Below are 18,854 nucleotides of genomic sequence, written 5' to 3'. Positions count from 1 at the left end.
GCCTTGCTCAGCCTTGCGCCTTATTGCTTTTCCAGCGCATCGACGAACATGCCGGCCACATCGAATCCGGTCTGTTGCTTGATTTCCTGGAAACAGGTTGGGCTAGTCACATTGACTTCGGTCAAATAATTCCCGATGACATCCAATCCTACCAGCAATAAGCCGCGTTCAAACAGTACCGGTGCAAGCGTTTCGCCGATTTCGCGGTCGCGCTCGGATATCGGCTGCGCCACCCCAAGACCGCCGGCCGCGAGATTGCCGCGCACTTCGGTGCCTTGCGGAATCCGCGCAAGGCAAAACGGCACCACTTGTCCGCCGATCAGCAGCACCCGCTTGTCGCCTTTTACAATGTCGGGAATGAAGCGCTGCGCCATGATGGAATGCACGCCATTGGCGGTCAGGGTTTCGATGATAGCCCCCAGGTTCATGCCATCTTCGCGCACGCGGAAAATGCCGGTGCCGCCCATGCCGTCGAGCGGCTTGAGAATCACATCCTTGTGCTGCGCATGAAAGGCACGCAGTCGGGCCGCATCGCTGGTGACCAGCGTGGGAGAAGTGAATTGCGAAAACTGCGCGATCGCCAGCTTTTCATTGTGGCTGCGTATTGCCTGCGGCCGGTTGACGACCCGCGCGCCCTGCCGCTCCGCCAGTTCCAGCAGATAGGTCAGGTAGATGTACTCCATGTTGAACGGCGGATCCTTGCGCACCACGACCGCGTCGAAGGCGGTCAGCTGAACCGCTTCCGGCGCGTCGGCGCGGTACCAGTCATCGGGATCGCCGGTCAGCGTGATGCGCGACACGTTGGCGGTGACGGTGCCGCCTTCGAGCGCCATGTCCTTTTGCTGGAACGCGTAGATCGCATGACCGCGCCGCGCCGCTTCGACCATCATCGCATAGGTGGTGTCCTTGTAAGTCTTGAAGTGGTCGAGCGGATCGGCGAGGAAAGCGAATTTCATCAGTAGACTTCCGGGTTCGGATCGGTTTTTTCGAGTTCGAGCGACGCCGCCAGCAAGGCCATGCGTGCCACCACGCCATACATGTAGAAACGGTTCGGCGGCGCAGTGCCCGGTTTGGCTTGCAGGTCGGGCAAGGCATGCTGCTGCGCAAAGGCGAGCGGCACAAAATGCGCGCCCGGCGAATTCAGGTTTTCATCGACGCCGCGCTCGGCGTGCACGCGGTAGAAGCCGCCGACCACATAGCGGTCGATCATGTAGACCACCGGCTCGGCCACCGCATCGTTGATGTGCTCAAACGTATGCACGCCTTCCTGGATGATCACGTCGGACACTTCCAGGCCTTCCTTGACGACCGACATCTTGTTGCGCTGCTTGCGGTTGAGGTCTTTCACCTCGCTCGCATCCTTGACCGTCATGATGCCCATGCCATAGGTGCCGGCATCGGCCTTCACGATCACGAACGGTGTTTCCTTGATGCCGTATTCCTTGTATTTCTTGCGGATCTTGGCCAGCAGGGTATCGACATTCGACGCCAGGCATTCCTCGCCGGTGCGTTCCTGGAAGTTGATTTCGCCGCAGCGGGAGAAATACGGATTGAGCATCCAGCCGTCGACGTCGATCAGCTTGGCGAACTTCTTGACCACTTCGTCGTAGGCGGCGAAGTGATTGGTCTTGCGGCGCACCGCCCAGCCGGCATGCAGCGGCGGCAACAGATTTTGTTCATGCAAACCTTCGAGCACCGACGGAATGCCGGAAGACAGGTCATTGTTGAGCAGCACCGTGCAAGGATCGAAATTCTTCAAGCCGACGCGGCGGCCATTGGCCGAACGCTCCAGTGGCTCCAGCGTCAGCGTGCTGCCGTCGGGCAGATCGATATTGGTCGGCTCCTTGACCTCGTCGGAAAGCGATCCGAGCCGTACATTGAGGCCGGTCTGGCGGAAGATCTGGATCAGGCGGGCGACGTTCTGCAGGTAGAAGGTATTGCGGGTGTGGCGTTCCGGGATCAGCAGCAGGTTCTTGGCATCGGGACAGTATTTCTCGATGGCCGCCATTGCGGCTTGCACTGCCAGCGGCAGCATTTCCGCCGACAGATTATTGAAGCCGCCCGGGAACAGGTTGGTATCGACCGGTGCGAGTTTGAAGCCGGCATTGCGCAAATCGACCGAACAGTAGAAAGGCGGCGTGTGTTCCTGCCATTCGAGCCGGAACCAGCGCTCGATTGCCGGCGTCGCGGCAAGGATCTTTTTTTCGAGGTCGAGAAGCGGGCCGTTGAGGGCCGTGACGAGATGCGGAACCATATTAACCTTCCTTAACCTTCCAAATGTGTGATGCGCTTGCAAATCGCCTGGATCAGCCTCAGTCGCCTGCGTCGCTACCGCTTGAAGGTCGGGGCAAACGGCGTCTTTTCAACTGATCGCTGCGAATATTGCAATGCTGGAGCGGTATTGATTCTAATAGTAATCCTCGTTTTGCGTGGGATGCGCCCTCCAATGCGGCTTTGCAGCAAACGATTCGGGCGCATATCGCAACAAAGTTTGCCATCTTTGCAACATCATCGGGCCGATGCAGTTTGTCAGGACGACATGCCCGCATGTTACGACGAAAAAAAAGCGCCTCCGAAGAGGTAATGCTGTTCAGATAAGGACTTTCTTGAGCACCCGAACGGCATAACGTTTTGGCGTTGACTTAACGACTCGGTCGCACCGGCGCCCGGGTCGTTTTTCATTGAGGATGCTGACGAGACGCTGGCGCAGCCGCTGCAGTAAGGCCGGCAGTTTTCCCTGGGCGCGGGTGACAGCGGCCCAGCGCAGTTCATATTGGATCGTGTGAAATGCGCGCACGAAACTGATTTCGGTAGGCGCGCAGTTGGCTTCCAATGCGGCTTTCGCAATTTCCACTCGGATCAGGTTGTAGGCGGTGAGCGCCCCCCAGATCTCTTGCTGGACGCCTTCTACGGTCTTGCTGCGCAGGGTCAGTGCCCTCCCCATCATCGATTGCTTGAGTTCACGATAGCTCGTTTCAATCTGCCAGCGGCGGCCGTAGCAAGCGACGATCTCGCTCGCCTTGAAGCGTTGGCGGTCGGTCAGCGAGGTCAGCAGCACTTTTTTGCGGCCTTGCGGATCAATTGCTGCAATGGCGCGTGCACGCCAGAATTGGGGCAACGTGGGCGACTTGTTGCGGGCCTGCGGCGACACGCGCATCTGCACGATCGCATCTTCCGGTGTGCCTTCGACCACTTCCCATTGGGTGTTGCCTTTGGCCGGTATCAGGAAGTGCCGGTTCTGTCCGTTGGCCGTGAGCCCGCACAGGATTTCCGCGGCCAGAAAGCCCTTGTCGAACACTGTCAGCGTATGATCCGGGATGCCCGGCACCAGCGTCTTTGCGTACAGCATTTCATTGCTATCGTACCGGCCGAAGGCGGCATCGACCACCAGGTGGGTGGGAATAGCCGTCAGTGTTACCCCGCGCACTTGCGGGTAGCTCGCCACCGCGCCACTGGCATACGATTGGGCGCCAAAGTGTTCCCGATTGGCGGGGCTATCCGCTGTTCGCAAGGTCGTCCCGTCCATTGCCAACAGACTCAATCCCTTGAACAGGTAAGCATTCTTGTCCTGGCTGCTCCACGCCCGCGCCGACGTCTGGAACAGCCATTTCAGCGGCGCTTCCCCCAGTCGCTGGCGTGCTTGCGCCACCGCGCTCTTGCTCACGAACGGTGCCTGCACAGCCGGCAGCGCCAGATCGAGTGCGTCGATCACCTCGCTAATCGATTGGTGGCGATACAAGGCCAGCGCGACGACCAGCCACACGACCTGTTCGGCCGGCAAGCGCCGATGTCGGAGGCTGGCCCTGCCGGTTTCTGCGACAGCCTGCGCAATCCACTCGTACGGTAAATGCGCGCCCAACCGCGCCCAGTCGGGCGCGTCTTGTGCATCCAGCAGCAGGGTCAGGGCGTCGGCAAGCATGAAGCCGAAAAGTTAACATCACCGCCCAAGGTTTACAACCTGTTTCCCAAAACAAAAATGCCGTTCAGTTCTTAACTGAACGGCATTACCTCCGAAGAGGCGCTTTCAAGGCTTGCTGACGCAAGCGGGGAAATGAGTGCTGCCGTATGGCTATTACGAGTGGTAAGCCGATTCGCCGTGGCTGGAGATGTCGAGGCCTTCGCGCTCTTCTTCTTCCGGCACACGCAGACCGACGATCAGGTCAACCACCTTGTAGGCGATGAAGGCCACAACGCCAGACCAGATCACCGTGGTCAGCACGCCCTGGAACTGGATCCAGACTTGGCCTGCGATCGAGTACTCTGCGGCAACCTTGTTGGCAACGTAGTCATAGATGCCTGTGCCGCCCAGCGAAGGAGCCGCGAATACGCCGGTCAGCAGCGCGCCGAGGATACCGCCGACGCCGTGCACGCCGAACACGTCAAGCGAGTCATCCGCACCCAGCATGCGCTTGAGGCCATTGACACCCCACAGGCAGATGATACCGGACAGCAGGCCGATTACCAGGCCACCCATGACGCCGACGAAGCCGGCTGCGGGAGTAATCGCGACCAGACCTGCAACCGCCCCCGAAGCCGCACCCAGCATCGAAGGCTTGCCCTTGCCCATCCATTCGCCGAAGCTCCAGGACAGGGTTGCCGCAGCTGTTGCCAGCAAGGTATTGACCAGTGCGAGCGCAGCGGTGCCGCCTGCTTCGAGCGCCGAACCGGCGTTGAAACCGAACCAGCCGACCCACAGCATCGATGCACCGACCATGGTCAGCGTCAGCGAGTGCGGTGCCATCGATTCCTTGCCGTAGCCGATACGCTTGCCGATCACATAAGCACCGACCAGACCGGCGATCGCGGCATTGATGTGGACCACAGTACCGCCAGCGAAGTCAAGCGCGCCCTTCTGGAACAGCCAGCCGGAAACAGCTGTCGCCTTTTCGGCAGCGGCTGCGTCGACATAGGCATCCGGACCAGGCCAGAACCAGACCATGTGCGCAATCGGCAGGTAGGAGAAGGTGAACCACAGTACGATGAACAGCAGCGCAGCCGAGAACTTGATGCGTTCGGCGAATGCGCCGACGATCAGGCCGCAAGTGATCGCTGCAAAGGTTGCCTGGAACGCGACGAACACAAACTCGGGAATCACGATGCCCTTGCTGAAGGTCGCGGCGACCGATTCCGGCGTGATGCCTTTCAGGAACAGGCGATCGAACGAACCGATGAAGCTGCCGCCTTCCGTGAACGCGAGCGAGTAGCCGTAAATGGCCCACAACACCACGATCATCGAGAAGATCATGAACACCTGCATCAGGATCGACAGCATGTTCTTGGTGCGCACCAGGCCGCCGTAGAACAGGGCGAGGCCAGGAATCGTCATCAGGATGACCAGTACGGTGGCCATCATCATCCATGCGGTGTCGCCCTTGTTAGGGACGGGTGCGGCGGCCGGTGCTGCCGCTTCGGCCGGTGTTGCTGCGGCGGCGGGTGCGGTCGCAGCCGGAGCTGCTGCTGCCGGCGCTGCGGCATCGGCGGCCGGGGCAGTTGCCTGCGCCAGCACGATCGGTTCGGACGTTGCCGCGGGGGCGTCTGCAGCCAGCGTTGGCTGCGCAAAGCCGACCGCGAACAGCAGCGTGCTGGTCGCCAGGAAGCTTGCAATTAATTTTTTCATCAAAATCTCCTTAGAGGGCTTCTTTGCCGGTCTCGCCGGTACGGATACGGACGACTTGCTGCAGGTCGTAGACAAAAATCTTGCCGTCGCCGATCTTGCCGGTGCGTGCCGCGCTTTCAATTGCTTCGATCGCGCGATCGACGATAGCGTCGTCCACGGCTGCCTCGATCTTGGTCTTGGGCAGGAAGTCGACGACATATTCCGCGCCGCGATACAGCTCGGTGTGGCCCTTCTGACGGCCGAACCCCTTGACTTCGGTGACGGTAATGCCCTGCACGCCGATCGCCGAAAGAGATTCGCGCACTTCGTCCAGTTTGAACGGTTTAATGATGGCGGTGATCAGTTTCATGATGAACCCCTAAGAGATTTAGAAAGTCTTGGAGAGCGACAGCACGACGGTATTCTTGCTCACGTCTTTCCGCTTGGTGCCGCTGGTGTTGGAAACGGTATACACAGCGGAATCGGCATTGGAACCGACCAGGGCCAGGCCGACTGTGGCAAAGCCGACGTCGCGTGCGACGCCAAGCTTGTAGTCGGTATAGTTGAACGCGCCGGAGTTCTTGAACTTCTGGCGACCGACGTGGAAGCCCAGCGTAGTCTTGTCGGCGACTTCAAAGTTGGCGTTCAGGTCCAGATAATAGGAACCATCGGCATTGGTGAAGCCGAAGTATTCGTCGCTGACTGCATGGCTATACTTCGCCGAGAACCACTTGTAGGTCGCGCCGACGTAGAGCTCCAGCGCATCGGCCTTGATACCGCCGATACGAACGCCGGGATAGTAGTATTTCAGCAAGCCGATATCGGCGGTCAGGTCCGGCATGACTTCAAACTTGTAGCCGCCGTACAGGTCCATCTCAATGCTGGCGCCATCGGGATATTGGTTGCCGCTGACATTGGAATTCCAGTTACCGACATAGAAACCGCTGCTGTGCGCATAGTCGAAACCGCCCTGGATTGCCGGCTTGCCGAAAGTCTGGGAAATGCCGCGGAAACGATAATCCGTTGCGAGAGTCAGGTTACCGGTAAAGGTATGATCGGAAGCTGCCGGGGCGGCTTGCTGTGCCGAGGCAGACGTCGCACAAGCAGCGAAGACCGCGGCAGCAAGAATCATTTTTTTCATGTCGTTCCCTTTTTGTAGGTGAAGAAAAATTCGTGGCATTGCATTTCCCCAACTACTTAGCAGAACTCATGCCACCGTTTTCATGCCACAATTGCGTTATCAAACTTTCCATTTTATGGAGCTTCGGCAAGTAAACGCACTGGGTTTGGCGACGTGCACCAACATATCGCACCACGCTGAGGCGCACCGAAACGGTACGCACCAAGCAAGTGCGAATTTTTGAAAGAAGATTGACCATGAACAAGAACGATTTTTTTAATGATCTGCAAAGCAAGATCAACCAGGCCATCGAGAATTCACCGATGAAGGACGTTGAAAAGAACGTCAAGGCAATGATGACGCAGGGTTTTTCCAAGCTCGATCTGGTGACGCGAGAAGAGTTTGATATTCAGGCACAGGTATTGGCAAAGACCCGTGCCAAGCTGGAAGCGCTGGAAGCTCGGGTAGCCGAACTGGAAGTCCAGCTCAAAAAACCGTAAGGCCGGCAGCCGGTTTGCGCAGACTTGGCGTGACTCGCGTGAGCCATCATCCGGCACGCCATCGGTATGAATACCAAAAACAAAAGCTCCATGAGGGTCAATGAGTCTTGCTGTCTTGAAAAGCCGCGCCCTGTCCGGCATGCAGGCGCCGGAAGTCACCGTCGAAGTTCACCTTGCCAATGGCATACCCTCTTTCACGATCGTCGGCTTGCCTGAAACAGAAGTAAAGGAATCGAAGGACAGGGTCAGGGCCGCCTTGCAAAACGCCCGCTTCGAATTCCCGGCGCGGCGCATCACCGTCAACCTCGCGCCGGCCGACCTGCCCAAGGAGTCCGGCCGCTTCGACCTGCCGATCGCGCTGGGCATCCTGGCTGCCTCCGAACAGATGCCCGGCGACGAACTTGCCAAATATGAATTTGCGGGTGAGCTCTCGCTGTCGGGAGAGTTGCGGCCGATTCGCGGCGCGCTGGCGATGACTTATGCGATGCACCGCGCGGCCGACAGGTCCGGCAAGCAACGCGCATTCATCCTGCCGCGCGCCAATGCAGACGAGGCCGGACTGGTCGCCGACGCAGCCATCTATCCGGCGGAATCGTTGTTACAGGTGTGTGCACACTTCGCTTCGCGCGGCAGCGATGCCCGACTCGCACGGCATCGCGCCGAAGCGGCGCCGGCGCGTCCGACTTATCCGGACTTCGCCGACGTTAAAGGACAGTTGCAGGCCAAGCGCGCGTTGGAAATCGCGGCATCCGGCGGACATAGTGTCTTGATGGCCGGCCCGCCGGGTACCGGCAAATCGATGCTGGCGCAGCGCTTCCCCGGCATCCTGCCGCAGATGACCGACGACGAAGCGCTGGAGTCGGCCGCCGTGCAATCGCTGACCAGCGGCTTTTCGATTGCGCGCTGGAAGGCTCGGCCTTACCGCGCGCCGCACCATACCGCCTCCGGCGTGGCGCTGGTCGGCGGCGGCAGCTCACCCCGTCCGGGTGAAATCTCGCTTGCGCATCGCGGCGTCTTGTTTCTCGATGAACTGCCGGAATTCGACAGAAAAGTGCTGGAAGTGTTGCGTGAACCGCTAGAGTCCGGGCATATCACGATCTCGCGTGCGGCGAAGCAGGCTGATTTTCCCGCCCGCTTTCAATTGATCGCGGCGATGAACCCCTGCCCCTGCGGTTATCTGGGTCACACCGCCAATCGCTGTCGCTGCACGCCGGATCAGGTTGCCCGATACCAGGACAAGATTTCCGGTCCGCTGCTCGATCGCATCGACATGCAGATTCAGGTCACCGCGTTGCCGCATGAGGACTTGCTGAAGCAAGCCGACGGCGAACCGTCGCAGCGCATCACGGAACGCGTCGAACGCGCCTTCGCACTGCAGTTGCAGCGACAAGGCAAGGGCAACCATGCATTGTCGACTGCCGAGATCGATCTGCATTGCAAGCCCGACGAGGCGGGCGAGCAGATATTGCGTACTGCGATGACGAGACTGCACTGGTCGGCGCGCGCGTATCACCGCGTGCTCAAGGTCGCACGCACGATTGCCGACTTGGCGGGCGCAGCCACGATCGGGCAGGCACATATCGCCGAAGCGATTCAGTACCGGCGCGCACTACGCGAACATTAAGGAACGTGCACGAAATAATTTCCCGATTTGGTTCACGTCTGACGGGCGCGCTGCAGCGTTGCTCGGCGTCGCCATAGCTCGCTATGACTCCTTCTCGCGCCTTGCAGCGCATCCCGTCGGACGCGTCCAAATCGGTAACTTATTCCGTACACATTCCTAAGCGACTTTTACAGCCTTACGTGAAGGCACTGGCAATCTGCCCGGTACAGTGCATTGCCATCTGCGCTTTTCAGGAAGAGGCAGGCGAGCGGCATGCAACAGCTCCGCACACTCAGCAGCGCCTACCGGACGACTGAAATAATAGCCCTGTACGTGGTCGCAGCCATGCGACGCGAGCAGCATAACCTGGTCTTCGGTTTCCGCCATTTCGGCGACCACCTGCAGACCGAGCCGATGCGCCATGGCGACAATCGCGTCGGCGATGGCGAGGCTGCGTGAATCGGTCGTGATCTCCCTGACGAAGGAACCATCCATCTTGAGGCTATCCACCGGGAAGTTTTTCAAATACTGCATATTCGAATAACCGGTGCCGAAGTCGTCGATCGACAGCCTCACGCCTAGGGTCTTCAGCTTGTGCATGAGCGGGATGATCGTGTCGGGATCGTCCATCGACGCGCTTTCCGTGAGCTCCAGCTCCAGGTGGGAGGGATCGAGCCCGCTGGTGGACAGACATTGGGCGATGAAGTCTATCAGTCCGGGAGCACTTAACTGTTTCGGGGACAAGTTCACGGCCACCCGTATCGGTGGAAGGCCGGCTTGTTGCCAAGCTTTGTTTTGCATGCAGGCCTGATGGATCACCCACTCGCCGATAGGTACGATGAGGCCGCTATCTTCGGCAATGGGAATGAAGCCGGCAGGCGCGATGCTGCCGAGCTCGGGGTGCTGCCAACGCAGCAATGCTTCCACCCCCACAATGCTGCCATCCTGCAGATCGACCTGCGGTTGATAGTGGAGAACCAATTCTCCGCGTTCGACCGCATGGCGCAGATCGGTTTCCAGCCTCACTCTCTTGTCGGTCTGGCTACGCAATTCCATGTCATAAATCTGCACTTTGTTACGCCCCATTTCCTTTGCCCTGTACATCGCGGCATCGGCGCACTTGAGCAGCGCTTCGGCGTCCTGCCCATCATCCGGATAGGTGCTGCAGCCCAAACTGCAGGTGACAGCCACTTCATGACCATCGAGGGTCAAGGGCATGGACACCGCAGCCATCACACGGCCCAACATTTGCATGGTCTGTTCCCGATTGCCGGCATCCTGTGTGAGAAGGACGAATTCATCTCCGCCGATGCGCGCGACCGTGTCGGACTCGCGCAGGCAGCTGGACATTCTGCGGGACATGATTTTAAGCAGCGTGTCGCCTGCTTCGTGGCCCAGACTGTCATTGACCCACTTGAAGCGATCCAGATCGATGAAGGACACGACAAATTGGTCGTGTCGGCGTTTCGCGTCCATGATCATTTGACGCAGGCGATCCATCAACAGCATGCGGTTTGGCAATCCAGTCACTGTGTCATGCGTGGCCAGGTAATTGAGCTGCGTTTCGAGGCGCTTGCGCTCGGAAATATCGCGCGCCACTATCTGGATTGCGGGCTTGTTTCGATAGTCGAATGCGAGACGCGTCACCGCAACATCCACGATCGTTCCATCGAATCGAACCGCTTGCTCTTCAACAGTCGGACAAAATCTCCCTTGCACCAGGTCGCGGACCGCCGCCTCCACGTCGGCCCGACAACTTGGGGCGGCAAGCGTGAGCATCCGATAGCCCAGCAGATCAGCTGGCTCTTGCGCCCGGAACAGGCGCACAGCCGCTGCGTTGGCAAAGATAAATCGCCCCCCGGCTTCAATCAGGATGGCATCCGGTGACAACTCCACCAGTAACTGGTAGCGTTCTTCGCTTTCTCGCAAGGCCAGCTCCGCCAGCTTCCGTTCTTGCGCCTCCCTGGCAAAAAGTTCCAGGCTCTTTTGTTCGAGCAGTGCCTCCGCCTGCTTGCGGGCGCTGATTTCTCGTGTCAGCCGACGCTCGTACAGCGCGATATCCGCGGCCATTGGTTTATCTCGTCAGAGCGAAACGGGTATGGGCGCCCTCGTCGCATGGCAGGTTCTCGCGCGTCAGGCTAATTCCCCCACCAAAATAATTGATGCAGCCCCGGATCAAGCCTTCGGCCAAGTCGGCGAAGGGCCGCTTCGACGTGTATACAACCACCATGCGGTCTGGCGTCGGAAATTCATGCTGGAATTGCGGCAGTTCGGCATCAGGATAGAGCTTCTGCACTTCGACATGGATCTTGTTGTCGAGGATGCTGATGAATTCGAAGGCGGAAACTTGTGCGGCAAAGTGGGAGGGATACAGTACCGCGAAACGCCCGAACAGGTGCTCGCCAAACGCGCGCAGCAGATCAGGTACGGAAGTCCCGGTCGCTGCGCTTAAGTGGCTGACGAGCTCGACGATTTCACGATGATCATAATTGCCCACCGAGGTATATGCGCCTGCTGTCGTCAATTTGGACGAGCTAATGATTTTATCGGCCATGTCAGGAGAAAAACTCTCTTCAACCATGTTGATAAACTCACGGAATACAATTCCCTTCATAACTTCTCCTAAAGTGACAAAAGCATTTCATCAATTACGTCATAGCGCCCAGCCAATCCAGCTAGTTAAATCATATCAATATTTCCTATGGGTAATTAAACCAAGCATCTTTATTTAAACCATCCCATATCTATGGGATAAATGCTCATAAGACAAATTACCTTTGAGAAATATCAAGCTTTTTTTGTAAGCGCGATGTGTCTAGCGCTGCCCATGAAATAGGTATCACGGGTACGGTCACGATCGGGCAAGCTCCAGAGACTCGACTCGGTTTTTAGGTTTAATTGGCCATAATTCCTTTCCAGTGTCCCCAAATAAAGCTTCTATCCCATGGGGGGTTCAATTGGTCATAATTTCCTGACAATGTGCCTTATTAAACCCAGGAATTGTCAGGGCTCAATTGGTCACAGTGTCTTGGTGGTGGAGGTGCTGACCCGTTCGCCGAATCGCGTGTGGCTGTCGTCGACTCACCGGCCGAGCGTGCCGAGCTGACGCTGAGCGAATGCGCCGCGCATCAGCAGGTGGTGCTCGAAGCGGATCGCGTGGAAGGGGGGCAGCGCTCGGTATGGTCGCGCCATGACCTGCGTCCCAAAGTGACCATGCGCACCTCGTCGCTGGGGCGGTTCGATCGCTGGTCGGCGTGGGGCCGGGCATCGCCGTCTTGCCGGATTTTCTTTACCGGCCGTGGACGCTGGACGCCGATCACATCGAGGGGCGCAACCTGCGCGATGCGGAGCCCAGTATGGCGATGTGGGGCTGATCTGGCGGCGCGGCGCGCACAACCACGCCGTAGTGTCCGACTTCATCGAAATTGCCCGCGAACAGTCCCAGTCGGGACGCGGCAGGGGATCAAGCATTTGCCTGTGCGCTGTTATTGAGAACAAAGAAGGATTGGCCGAGGGGGGAACACAGCCCTGTCACGTCATTTCAGCGCCGTGAAAAGCATCTTGGTCGCCAATACAAAAAGGAAAATCGCGAACACCTTTTTTAGCGTCGCCACTGGCAAGCGTGCGGCAAGCCGCGCGCCGACGGGAGCCAACAGCACACTGGTCACCAGCACGCCCAGCAAAGCAGGCATATAGATATATCCGACGCTACCGGCCGGTAACCCGGCCGCCCCTGCGCCATTGATGAAATAACCTATCGCGCCGACGATAGCGATCGGCAAGCCAACCGCGGCCGAGGTGCCGATGGCACGGTGAATCGATACATTGCACCAAGTCATGAACGGTACCGACAGAAATCCGCCGCCGGCGCCGACGAGTTGAGAAAGTGTGCTGATCACCGTACCGGCGCCGAACATCCCCGCCGGAGCGGGCAACTGGCGGGATGGTTTGGGTTTCGCATTGAGGAACATTTGCGCGGCTGAATAATAGACAAACACAGAAAATGTCAGCGCCAATGCCATTGTCGAAAACCGGCTGGCCAGCAGGCCTCCGATGACCCCGCCGGCTACGATGCCAGGCACAATCGATTTGACGATACCCCAATCCACATTGCCGTTCTGATGATGCGTCCGCAAACTGGATAGCGAGGTGAAGAGAATAGTGCTCAGTGAGGTGCCGAGGGCCAGGTGCATCAGGCTTGCCGAAGGAAATCCTTGCGCCTCAAACAACGTTGCCATCAGCGGCACATAAATCATGCCGCCACCAATGCCAAGCAAGCCTGCGGCAAATCCGCCAACGCATCCCAATACCAAGTACGCCATATACCATGGCAGTTGTGCTGCAATATCCAATTCCATCCCTTTCCAACGCAAATCACAATCGCCACGGCAAATCGCCAGGCGGGCTCCAACTCATGCGCACGCAAGTGGTTGGCAAACTCAGCCGATTAAATCGGCGTTTCCTTAGAAGCCGACCGCCTGGCCGTCGCGGCGCGAATCGGAGGCAGCGACATACCCGTGCTCCGCCTTGTAGATCAACTGGGCGGAACCGAACTCCAGGCTTTGCGCCGGCGCCACCTCGACGCGATGTCCCATCGCCCGCAGGCTGGCCACCACGTCCTGCGGCAGATGGGACTCGACGTTGACCACCGGCCCGTTTTCGACCCGGAAGCGCGGCGCATCGCTCATCGCCTGCGGGTTTTGGCCGAAGGCCGCCAGGCGCGCCATCATCTGCACATGGCCCTGCGCCTGCATGGAGCCTCCCATCACGCCGAAGGCCATGACAGGCGCGCCGTTGCGGGTCACAAAGCCGGGGATGATGGTGTGCATGGGCTGCTTGCGCGGGCCTACGCAGTTGGCATGGCCGGGCTTGAGGTTGAAGCCCTCGCCGCGGTTGTGGAGTGCGATCCCGGTGCCCGGCACCACCACGCCGGAGCCGAAGCCGCGGTAGTTGGACTGAATGAACGACACCATCGAGCCGCCGGCGTCAGCCGATGCGAGGTAGACGGTGCCGCCCGTCTTGGGCATCCCGGCCTCCGGTGTGCTTGCGCGCTGCAGGTCGATCAGCGCCGCGCGCTCGGCCAGGTAGGAAGGATCGAGGAAGGACTTCGGGTCGCACTGCATGGTGGCAGGATCCGACACGTGCCGGTGCAGGTCGGCAAACGCGAGTTTCATTGCCTCGATGCCCACGTGATAGAAGGCGGCGCTGTCACGCCCCATTCCCTCCAGGTCGAAACGGTCGAGGATGCCGAGCCCGATCAGCGCGGCCAGCCCCTGCCCGTTCGGCGGGATCTCATGCAGCGTATAGCCGCGGAAATTCTGCGACAGCGGCGTCACCCAGTTGGGCGTATGCTGCGCCAAGTCGTCGGCGCGCATTGCGCCGCCGGTCTCTTCGGCGAAGGCGACAATCCGCGCCGCCAGATCGCCTTTGTAGAAGCTCTCGCCATCGCTTTCCGCGATCTTTTGGAGCGTGGCGGCCTGCTCCGGGAAACGCCAGCGCTCTCCAGCCTGCGGGGCCTTGCCGTCGCGCAGAAAGGCCTTCGCAAAACCCGGCTGCTCCGCCAGCACCGGCACCTGGGCCGCCCATTGGCGCGCGATCTGCGGCGACACCTGGAAGCCCTGCTCGGCGTACTCGATCGCCGGTGCGAACAACCGCGCGAATGGCAGCTTGCCGAAGCGCGCCGACAGCGCCTTCCAGCCGGCCACCTGGCCCGGTACCGTGACGGTATCCCACCCTACCGAAGGCATGCGCTCGCGGCCGGCGAAATATTCCGGCGTCCAGCGGGCAGGCGCGCGCCCGCTGGAGTTGAGACCGTAGAGCTGGCCTTCGTGCCAGACCAGCGCAAACATGTCCCCGCCGATGCCGTTCATCACCGGCTCCACCACCGTCAGGGCGATGGCGGTGGCGATTGCGCTATCGATGGCGTTGCCGCCTTCGTAAAGCATGCGCAGGCCCGCTTGCGCCGCGAGCGGTTGGCTGGTGCTGACCGCGTTGGCGGCAAGCAGCGGCATTTTCTGGGAGGGATAGGGGAAGGTCCAGTCGAAAGGCAACATAAGGTCGATTCAATAGTTAGGGAATAGCGTCATTGCGAGAGCGGCGCGCGGGTCACTGCATGGTGACGCCGGATTGCTTCACCAGTTTCTCGGTGCGCGGGATCTCGGTGTTGACCATCGCGGCGAAGTCGGCCACGCTGCCGCCGCGCGGTTCGGTGCCGTTGGCCGTCAGTTTTTCGCGGAAAGCCGGATCCTGCAGCAGCCTGTTGACCGACGCGTTGAGCTTGGCGACGATCTCGGCCGGGGTACCCTTGGGCGCGACGAGACCGTACCAGGGCGCGATATCGAAGCCGGGATAGCCCTGCTCGGCGATGGTCGGAATATCCGGCGCCATCGCCGAACGCTTGCTGTTGGACATGCCGAGCGCGCGCAGCTTGCCCGATTTCACATAGGGCAGGCCGGTCATGATGGTATCGAAGTACATCGAGACCTGGCCCGACAGCAGCGCCGGGATAGCCTCGGCCGCGCCCTTGAACGGCACGTGCAGGATGTCGACGCCGGTCAGCGTCTTGAGCATCTCGCCCGCCATGTGGGATGTGGTGCCGGCGCCGAACGAAGCATAGGACAGCTTGCCCGGATTCGCCTTCGCATAAGCAATCATCTCCGGCAAGGTCTTGAACGGCAGCGCTGGATTGGCCAGCAGGATATTCGGCGTATAGGCCACCACCGCGATCTTCTCGAACGCATCCGGATCGTAGCCAAGTTTCTTGTACAGGAAACGGCTGGTCACCATGGAAGCGGGACCCGACATCAGCAACGTGTAGCCGTCGGCGGGCGAGCGGGCTGCCGCTTCGCTGCCGATGATGGCGGACGCGCCGGGCTTGTTTTCGACAATGAAGGTCTGGCCGTACTCTTTGCCGAGCCCCTGGCCCAGCTGGCGCGAAATCAGGTCGGTGGCGGCGCCTGCCTGGAACGGCACGATGATGCGCACCGGCTTGTTGGGCCAGTTGCCCGCATTCTGGGCCAGGCTCAGGGACGACGTCGCCAGCGCGGCAGCGGCAACACAGGCATGAATGAAACCAACACGCATTGTAAATCTCCTCTTATTGATATGTTCCGCCGAGCAATGGCGGCGGGTGCTGAAACAGCAATACAGAACGAACACGCGGTGAGCGGCGCCTAAAACGCTCTAAATACCTCCCATGCACAGGTACTTCACTTCCTGGTAATCCTCGATGCCGTAGCGGGAGCCCTCGCGCCCCAGGCCCGACTGCTTGACGCCGCCGAACGGCGCCACCTCGTTCGAAATCAATCCGGTGTTGATGCCCACCATGCCGCTCTCCAGCCCCTCGGCAACCCGCCAGATGCGGCCGATGTCGCGCGAATAGAAATAGCTGGCGAGTCCATACTCGGTGTCATTCGCCATGGCCAGCACTTCCTCGTCTGTGCGGAAGCGGAACAGGGGCGCCATCGGACCGAAGGTCTCCTCTTTCGCGACCAGCATCTCGGCGGTCACGTCGGCCAGCACCGTCGGTTCAAAGAAGGTTTGGCCGAGGGCATGCCGCTTGCCGCCGATCAGCACGCGCGCGCCCTTCGCGACAGCGTCGGCAATGTGGCTTTCGACTTTCTGAACTGCCTTGTGATCGATCAGCGGCCCCTGCGTGACACCCTCCTGTCGGCCGTCTCCTACCTTGAACCTGTCAACCGCGGCAACCAGTTTCTGCGCGAATGCCTCGTATACGCCGTCCTGCACGTAGATGCGGTTGGCGCAGACGCAGGTCTGCCCTGCATTGCGGTACTTGGAGGCGATGGCCCCTTCGACCGCAGCGTCGAGGTCGGCGTCGTCGAACACGATGAAAGGAGCATTGCCGCCCAGTTCCAGCGACAGCTTCTTGATGGTCGGCGCGCATTGCTGCATCAACAGCCGCCCCACTTGGGTCGAGCCGGTGAAGCTGAGCTTGCGCACGATCGGATTGCTCGTCAGCTCCCCGCCGATTGCCTGCGGCGAGCCGGTAATCACGCTGAATACCCCAGCAGGGACGCCGGCGCGCTGGGCCAGCACGGCCAGCGCGAGGGCCGAAAAGGGTGTGGCTTCCGCCGGCTTCAACACCATCGGGCAACCAGCGGCAAGCGCAGGGCCGACCTTGCGGGTAATCATCGCCGACGGGAAGTTCCATGGCGTAATGGCGGCGCAAACGCCAATCGGCTCCTTGATGACAACGATGCGTGAAGTCGGGGACGGCGACGGAATCGTGTCGCCGCCCGCACGCTTGCCTTCCTCGGCGAACCACTCCAGGAACGATGCGGCGTAGCCGATTTCGCCTTTCGCTTCGGACAGCGGCTTGCCCTGCTCGGCCGTCATGATTTGGGCCAGGTCGTCAGCGTTGGCCAGCATCAGATCGTGCCAGCGGCGCAGCACGCCGCTGCGCTCCTTGGCCGTCTTGCCGCGCCATTGGCGCCAGGCGTCATTGGCGGCGGCGATGGCGCGCCGCGTCTCGGCCGCGCCCATTTGAGGCATGACGCCGATTTTTTCGCCGGTTGCCGGATTGGTAACGTCGAAAGTTGCGCCACTGTCGGCATCAACCCACTCGCCGTTGATGAACGCCTGCTGTCGCAACAGCGACGGGTCTTTCAAGATCAATTGGGACATGTTCGTATTCGATATGGTGCGTGGATTCGGGGCGCGTACGAAAAACTTAACGCGCCGCTGCTGCCTGCATGGCCGCGCTCAGGATCTGCAGCGCCTCCTGCATCAGCGCATCCGGAATGGTCAACGGATAGAGGAAGCGGATGGCATTGCCGTAAGTGCCACAGCTCAGGAGCAGCAAGCCGCGCTTGAGCGCTTCAGCCTGGACCGCTTTGGTAAAGTCGGCATCCGCATCCTGCGTCCCCGGCTTCATGAATTCAACGGCAACCATGGAGCCCAGGCCGCGAATCTCGGCGATCTGGGGCACTTCCTCGCGCAACCGCTCCAGATGCGTCGTCAGCTGCTTTCCGAGAACGGCGGCGCGTTCCACCAGGCCTTCCTCTTCGATCACGTCCAGGACGGCATGCGCCGATGCAACAGACAGCGGATTGCCCGCATACGTTCCACCCAAGCCGCCCGGCGCGGCGGCATCCATGATGTCGGCACGACCACATACCGCCGACAAGGGCATACCGCCGGCGAGGCTTTTGGCCATGGTCATGAGGTCCGGGACCACGCCCGAATGTTCAATCGCGAACAGTTTGCCGGTGCGCGCAAATCCGGTTTGCACTTCATCGGCGATCAACAGGATGCCGAGCTCGTCGCACAGCTTGCGCAATCCCTGCATGAAATCGGTCGGCGCGGCATAGAAGCCGCCCTCGCCCTGCACCGGTTCGAGGATGATGGCGGCAACCCGCTTGGGATCGACATCTACCTTGAACAGGGTCTGCAGCGCCGCCAGCGAATCCGCCGTCGTCACGCCATGCAGCGCGGTGGGAAACGGCACATGGTAGACATCACCTGGGAAGGGGCCGAAGCCGATCTTGTACGGCGCGACCTTACCCGTGAGCGCCATGCCCATCATGGTGCGGCCGTGAAATGCGCCGCCGAAGGCGACGATGGCGGTGCGACCGGTTGCCGCGCGGGCGATCTTGATCGCATTTTCCACCGCTTCGGCGCCGGTCGAGAACAGCGCAGTCTTCTTGGCGTGGCGGCCGGGCGTCAGGGCATTGATGCGTTCGGCCAGTTCCACATAGCTGGCATAGGGGACGATCTGATAGGCGGTATGCGTGAACTTGCCAAGCTGTTCCTGGATCGCCGCCACGAGCTTCGGGTGGCGATGTCCTGTGTTCAATACTGCGATTCCGGCGGAGAAATCGATGAAGCGGCGCCCCTCGACATCCCAGATTTCCGAGTTAAGGGCAGATGCCGCGTAGAAGTCGCACATGACCCCTACCCCGCGCGGGGTGGCGGCGTTTTTTCTCTGCTGCAGGTCGGCGTTGCGCATCGTAGCTCCGTTGGTAGTTGTAAGTTGGTGGTTGTAAATAAGCGGTTTCAAATACTACGGCGGCTGTG

The 18,854-nt window shown here is 60.1% G+C and carries 16 protein-coding genes; 3 read left to right on the top strand and 13 right to left on the bottom strand.

Features of this window, described 5'->3' with window-relative positions; all coding sequences use genetic code 11:
* Nucleotides 1-20: 20 nt before the first annotated feature.
* The 6 genes from gshB to D3871_RS02300 form a co-directional block, all read right to left on the bottom strand.
* Nucleotides 21-956 (bottom strand): glutathione synthase, encoded by a 936-nt coding sequence (gshB, locus tag D3871_RS02325; RefSeq protein ID WP_119767440.1) that lies wholly within the window; start codon nucleotides 954-956, stop codon nucleotides 21-23.
* Entirely contained in the window at nucleotides 956-2,254 is a 1,299-nt protein-coding gene (gene gshA, locus D3871_RS02320) for a glutamate--cysteine ligase (RefSeq protein WP_119767439.1), read from the bottom strand. The genes gshB and gshA overlap by 1 nt, the downstream gene beginning before the upstream one ends.
* A gap of 336 nt (nucleotides 2,255-2,590) precedes the next feature.
* Nucleotides 2,591-3,919 (bottom strand): IS4 family transposase, encoded by a 1,329-nt coding sequence (locus D3871_RS02315; protein ID WP_119767438.1) that lies wholly within the window; start codon nucleotides 3,917-3,919, stop codon nucleotides 2,591-2,593.
* Nucleotides 3,920-4,072: 153 nt separating this feature from the next.
* Nucleotides 4,073-5,617, bottom strand: coding sequence for an ammonium transporter (locus D3871_RS02310; protein ID WP_199724715.1), 1,545 nt, complete (start codon nucleotides 5,615-5,617; stop codon nucleotides 4,073-4,075).
* A 10-nt stretch (nucleotides 5,618-5,627) separates the two neighbouring features.
* On the bottom strand, nucleotides 5,628-5,966 hold the full coding sequence (locus tag D3871_RS02305; RefSeq protein WP_057292358.1) for a P-II family nitrogen regulator: 339 nt from the start codon (nucleotides 5,964-5,966) through the stop codon (nucleotides 5,628-5,630).
* Between the two features lie 18 nt (nucleotides 5,967-5,984).
* Entirely contained in the window at nucleotides 5,985-6,737 is a 753-nt protein-coding gene (locus D3871_RS02300) for a TorF family putative porin (RefSeq protein WP_119767437.1), read from the bottom strand.
* 236 nt (nucleotides 6,738-6,973) lie between these two features.
* On the opposite strand from D3871_RS02300, the gene D3871_RS02295 reads away from it, so the two are divergent.
* Together D3871_RS02295 and D3871_RS02290 are read left to right on the top strand one after the other, a co-directional pair.
* Nucleotides 6,974-7,216, top strand: a complete 243-nt coding sequence (locus D3871_RS02295; RefSeq protein ID WP_119767436.1) for an accessory factor UbiK family protein — start codon at nucleotides 6,974-6,976, stop codon at nucleotides 7,214-7,216.
* A 100-nt stretch (nucleotides 7,217-7,316) separates the two neighbouring features.
* Complete coding sequence (locus D3871_RS02290; protein ID WP_119767435.1) at nucleotides 7,317-8,840, top strand: YifB family Mg chelatase-like AAA ATPase; 1,524 nt, start codon at nucleotides 7,317-7,319, stop codon at nucleotides 8,838-8,840.
* Nucleotides 8,841-8,996: 156 nt separating this feature from the next.
* On the opposite strand, the gene D3871_RS02285 is transcribed toward D3871_RS02290, so the two are convergent.
* Both D3871_RS02285 and D3871_RS02280 read right to left on the bottom strand, forming a co-directional pair.
* A complete protein-coding gene (locus D3871_RS02285) occupies nucleotides 8,997-10,889 on the bottom strand; it encodes a putative bifunctional diguanylate cyclase/phosphodiesterase (protein WP_119767434.1) in 1,893 nt (630 codons plus the stop codon).
* Nucleotides 10,890-10,893: 4 nt separating this feature from the next.
* A complete protein-coding gene (locus D3871_RS02280) occupies nucleotides 10,894-11,433 on the bottom strand; it encodes a heme NO-binding domain-containing protein (RefSeq protein WP_119767433.1) in 540 nt (179 codons plus the stop codon).
* 452 nt (nucleotides 11,434-11,885) lie between these two features.
* Here D3871_RS02280 and D3871_RS29705 point away from each other — a divergent pair, with 452 nt between their 5' ends.
* Entirely contained in the window at nucleotides 11,886-12,311 is a 426-nt protein-coding gene (locus D3871_RS29705; RefSeq protein WP_147376735.1) for a hypothetical protein, read from the top strand.
* A gap of 44 nt (nucleotides 12,312-12,355) precedes the next feature.
* Here the strand turns inward: D3871_RS29705 and D3871_RS02275 are convergent, their stop codons facing one another.
* The 5 genes from D3871_RS02275 to gabT form a co-directional block, all read right to left on the bottom strand.
* Nucleotides 12,356-13,177, bottom strand: coding sequence for a sulfite exporter TauE/SafE family protein (locus D3871_RS02275; protein ID WP_233575484.1), 822 nt, complete (start codon nucleotides 13,175-13,177; stop codon nucleotides 12,356-12,358).
* A 105-nt stretch (nucleotides 13,178-13,282) separates the two neighbouring features.
* On the bottom strand, nucleotides 13,283-14,872 hold the full coding sequence (locus D3871_RS02270; RefSeq protein ID WP_119767432.1) for a gamma-glutamyltransferase family protein: 1,590 nt from the start codon (nucleotides 14,870-14,872) through the stop codon (nucleotides 13,283-13,285).
* A gap of 52 nt (nucleotides 14,873-14,924) precedes the next feature.
* On the bottom strand, nucleotides 14,925-15,902 hold the full coding sequence (locus D3871_RS02265) for a Bug family tripartite tricarboxylate transporter substrate binding protein (RefSeq protein WP_119767431.1): 978 nt from the start codon (nucleotides 15,900-15,902) through the stop codon (nucleotides 14,925-14,927).
* A gap of 99 nt (nucleotides 15,903-16,001) precedes the next feature.
* Complete coding sequence (gene gabD / locus D3871_RS02260; protein WP_119767430.1) at nucleotides 16,002-17,462, bottom strand: NADP-dependent succinate-semialdehyde dehydrogenase; 1,461 nt, start codon at nucleotides 17,460-17,462, stop codon at nucleotides 16,002-16,004.
* A 46-nt stretch (nucleotides 17,463-17,508) separates the two neighbouring features.
* Entirely contained in the window at nucleotides 17,509-18,786 is a 1,278-nt protein-coding gene (gabT, locus tag D3871_RS02255) for a 4-aminobutyrate--2-oxoglutarate transaminase (protein ID WP_119767429.1), read from the bottom strand.
* Nucleotides 18,787-18,854 lie beyond the last annotated feature (68 nt).

The organism is Noviherbaspirillum saxi (genome assembly GCF_003591035.1).
GTDB classification, from domain to species: Bacteria; Pseudomonadota; Gammaproteobacteria; order Burkholderiales; family Burkholderiaceae_D; genus Noviherbaspirillum; species Noviherbaspirillum saxi.
This window is presented reverse-complemented; position numbering and strand designations above follow the sequence as displayed.

What these genes read in the sequence shown, in the direction of transcription:
- D3871_RS02270 (WP_119767432.1), bottom strand. Translation starts at nt 14,872, where the DNA reads ATGTTGCCTTTCGACTGGACCTTCCCCTATCCCTCCCAGAAAATGCCG.
- D3871_RS02295 (WP_119767436.1), top strand. Translation starts at nt 6,974, where the DNA reads ATGAACAAGAACGATTTTTTTAATGATCTGCAAAGCAAGATCAACCAG.
- gabD (WP_119767430.1), bottom strand. Translation starts at nt 17,462, where the DNA reads ATGTCCCAATTGATCTTGAAAGACCCGTCGCTGTTGCGACAGCAGGCG.
- D3871_RS02280 (WP_119767433.1), bottom strand. Translation starts at nt 11,433, where the DNA reads ATGAAGGGAATTGTATTCCGTGAGTTTATCAACATGGTTGAAGAGAGT.
- gshA (WP_119767439.1), bottom strand. Translation starts at nt 2,254, where the DNA reads ATGGTTCCGCATCTCGTCACGGCCCTCAACGGCCCGCTTCTCGACCTC.
- D3871_RS02305 (WP_057292358.1), bottom strand. Translation starts at nt 5,966, where the DNA reads ATGAAACTGATCACCGCCATCATTAAACCGTTCAAACTGGACGAAGTG.
- gshB (WP_119767440.1), bottom strand. Translation starts at nt 956, where the DNA reads ATGAAATTCGCTTTCCTCGCCGATCCGCTCGACCACTTCAAGACTTAC.
- gabT (WP_119767429.1), bottom strand. Translation starts at nt 18,786, where the DNA reads ATGCGCAACGCCGACCTGCAGCAGAGAAAAAACGCCGCCACCCCGCGC.
- D3871_RS02300 (WP_119767437.1), bottom strand. Translation starts at nt 6,737, where the DNA reads ATGAAAAAAATGATTCTTGCTGCCGCGGTCTTCGCTGCTTGTGCGACG.
- D3871_RS02275 (WP_233575484.1), bottom strand. Translation starts at nt 13,177, where the DNA reads ATGGAATTGGATATTGCAGCACAACTGCCATGGTATATGGCGTACTTG.
- D3871_RS02265 (WP_119767431.1), bottom strand. Translation starts at nt 15,902, where the DNA reads ATGCGTGTTGGTTTCATTCATGCCTGTGTTGCCGCTGCCGCGCTGGCG.
- D3871_RS02315 (WP_119767438.1), bottom strand. Translation starts at nt 3,919, where the DNA reads ATGCTTGCCGACGCCCTGACCCTGCTGCTGGATGCACAAGACGCGCCC.
- D3871_RS02285 (WP_119767434.1), bottom strand. Translation starts at nt 10,889, where the DNA reads ATGGCCGCGGATATCGCGCTGTACGAGCGTCGGCTGACACGAGAAATC.
- D3871_RS02290 (WP_119767435.1), top strand. Translation starts at nt 7,317, where the DNA reads ATGAGTCTTGCTGTCTTGAAAAGCCGCGCCCTGTCCGGCATGCAGGCG.
- D3871_RS02310 (WP_199724715.1), bottom strand. Translation starts at nt 5,617, where the DNA reads ATGAAAAAATTAATTGCAAGCTTCCTGGCGACCAGCACGCTGCTGTTC.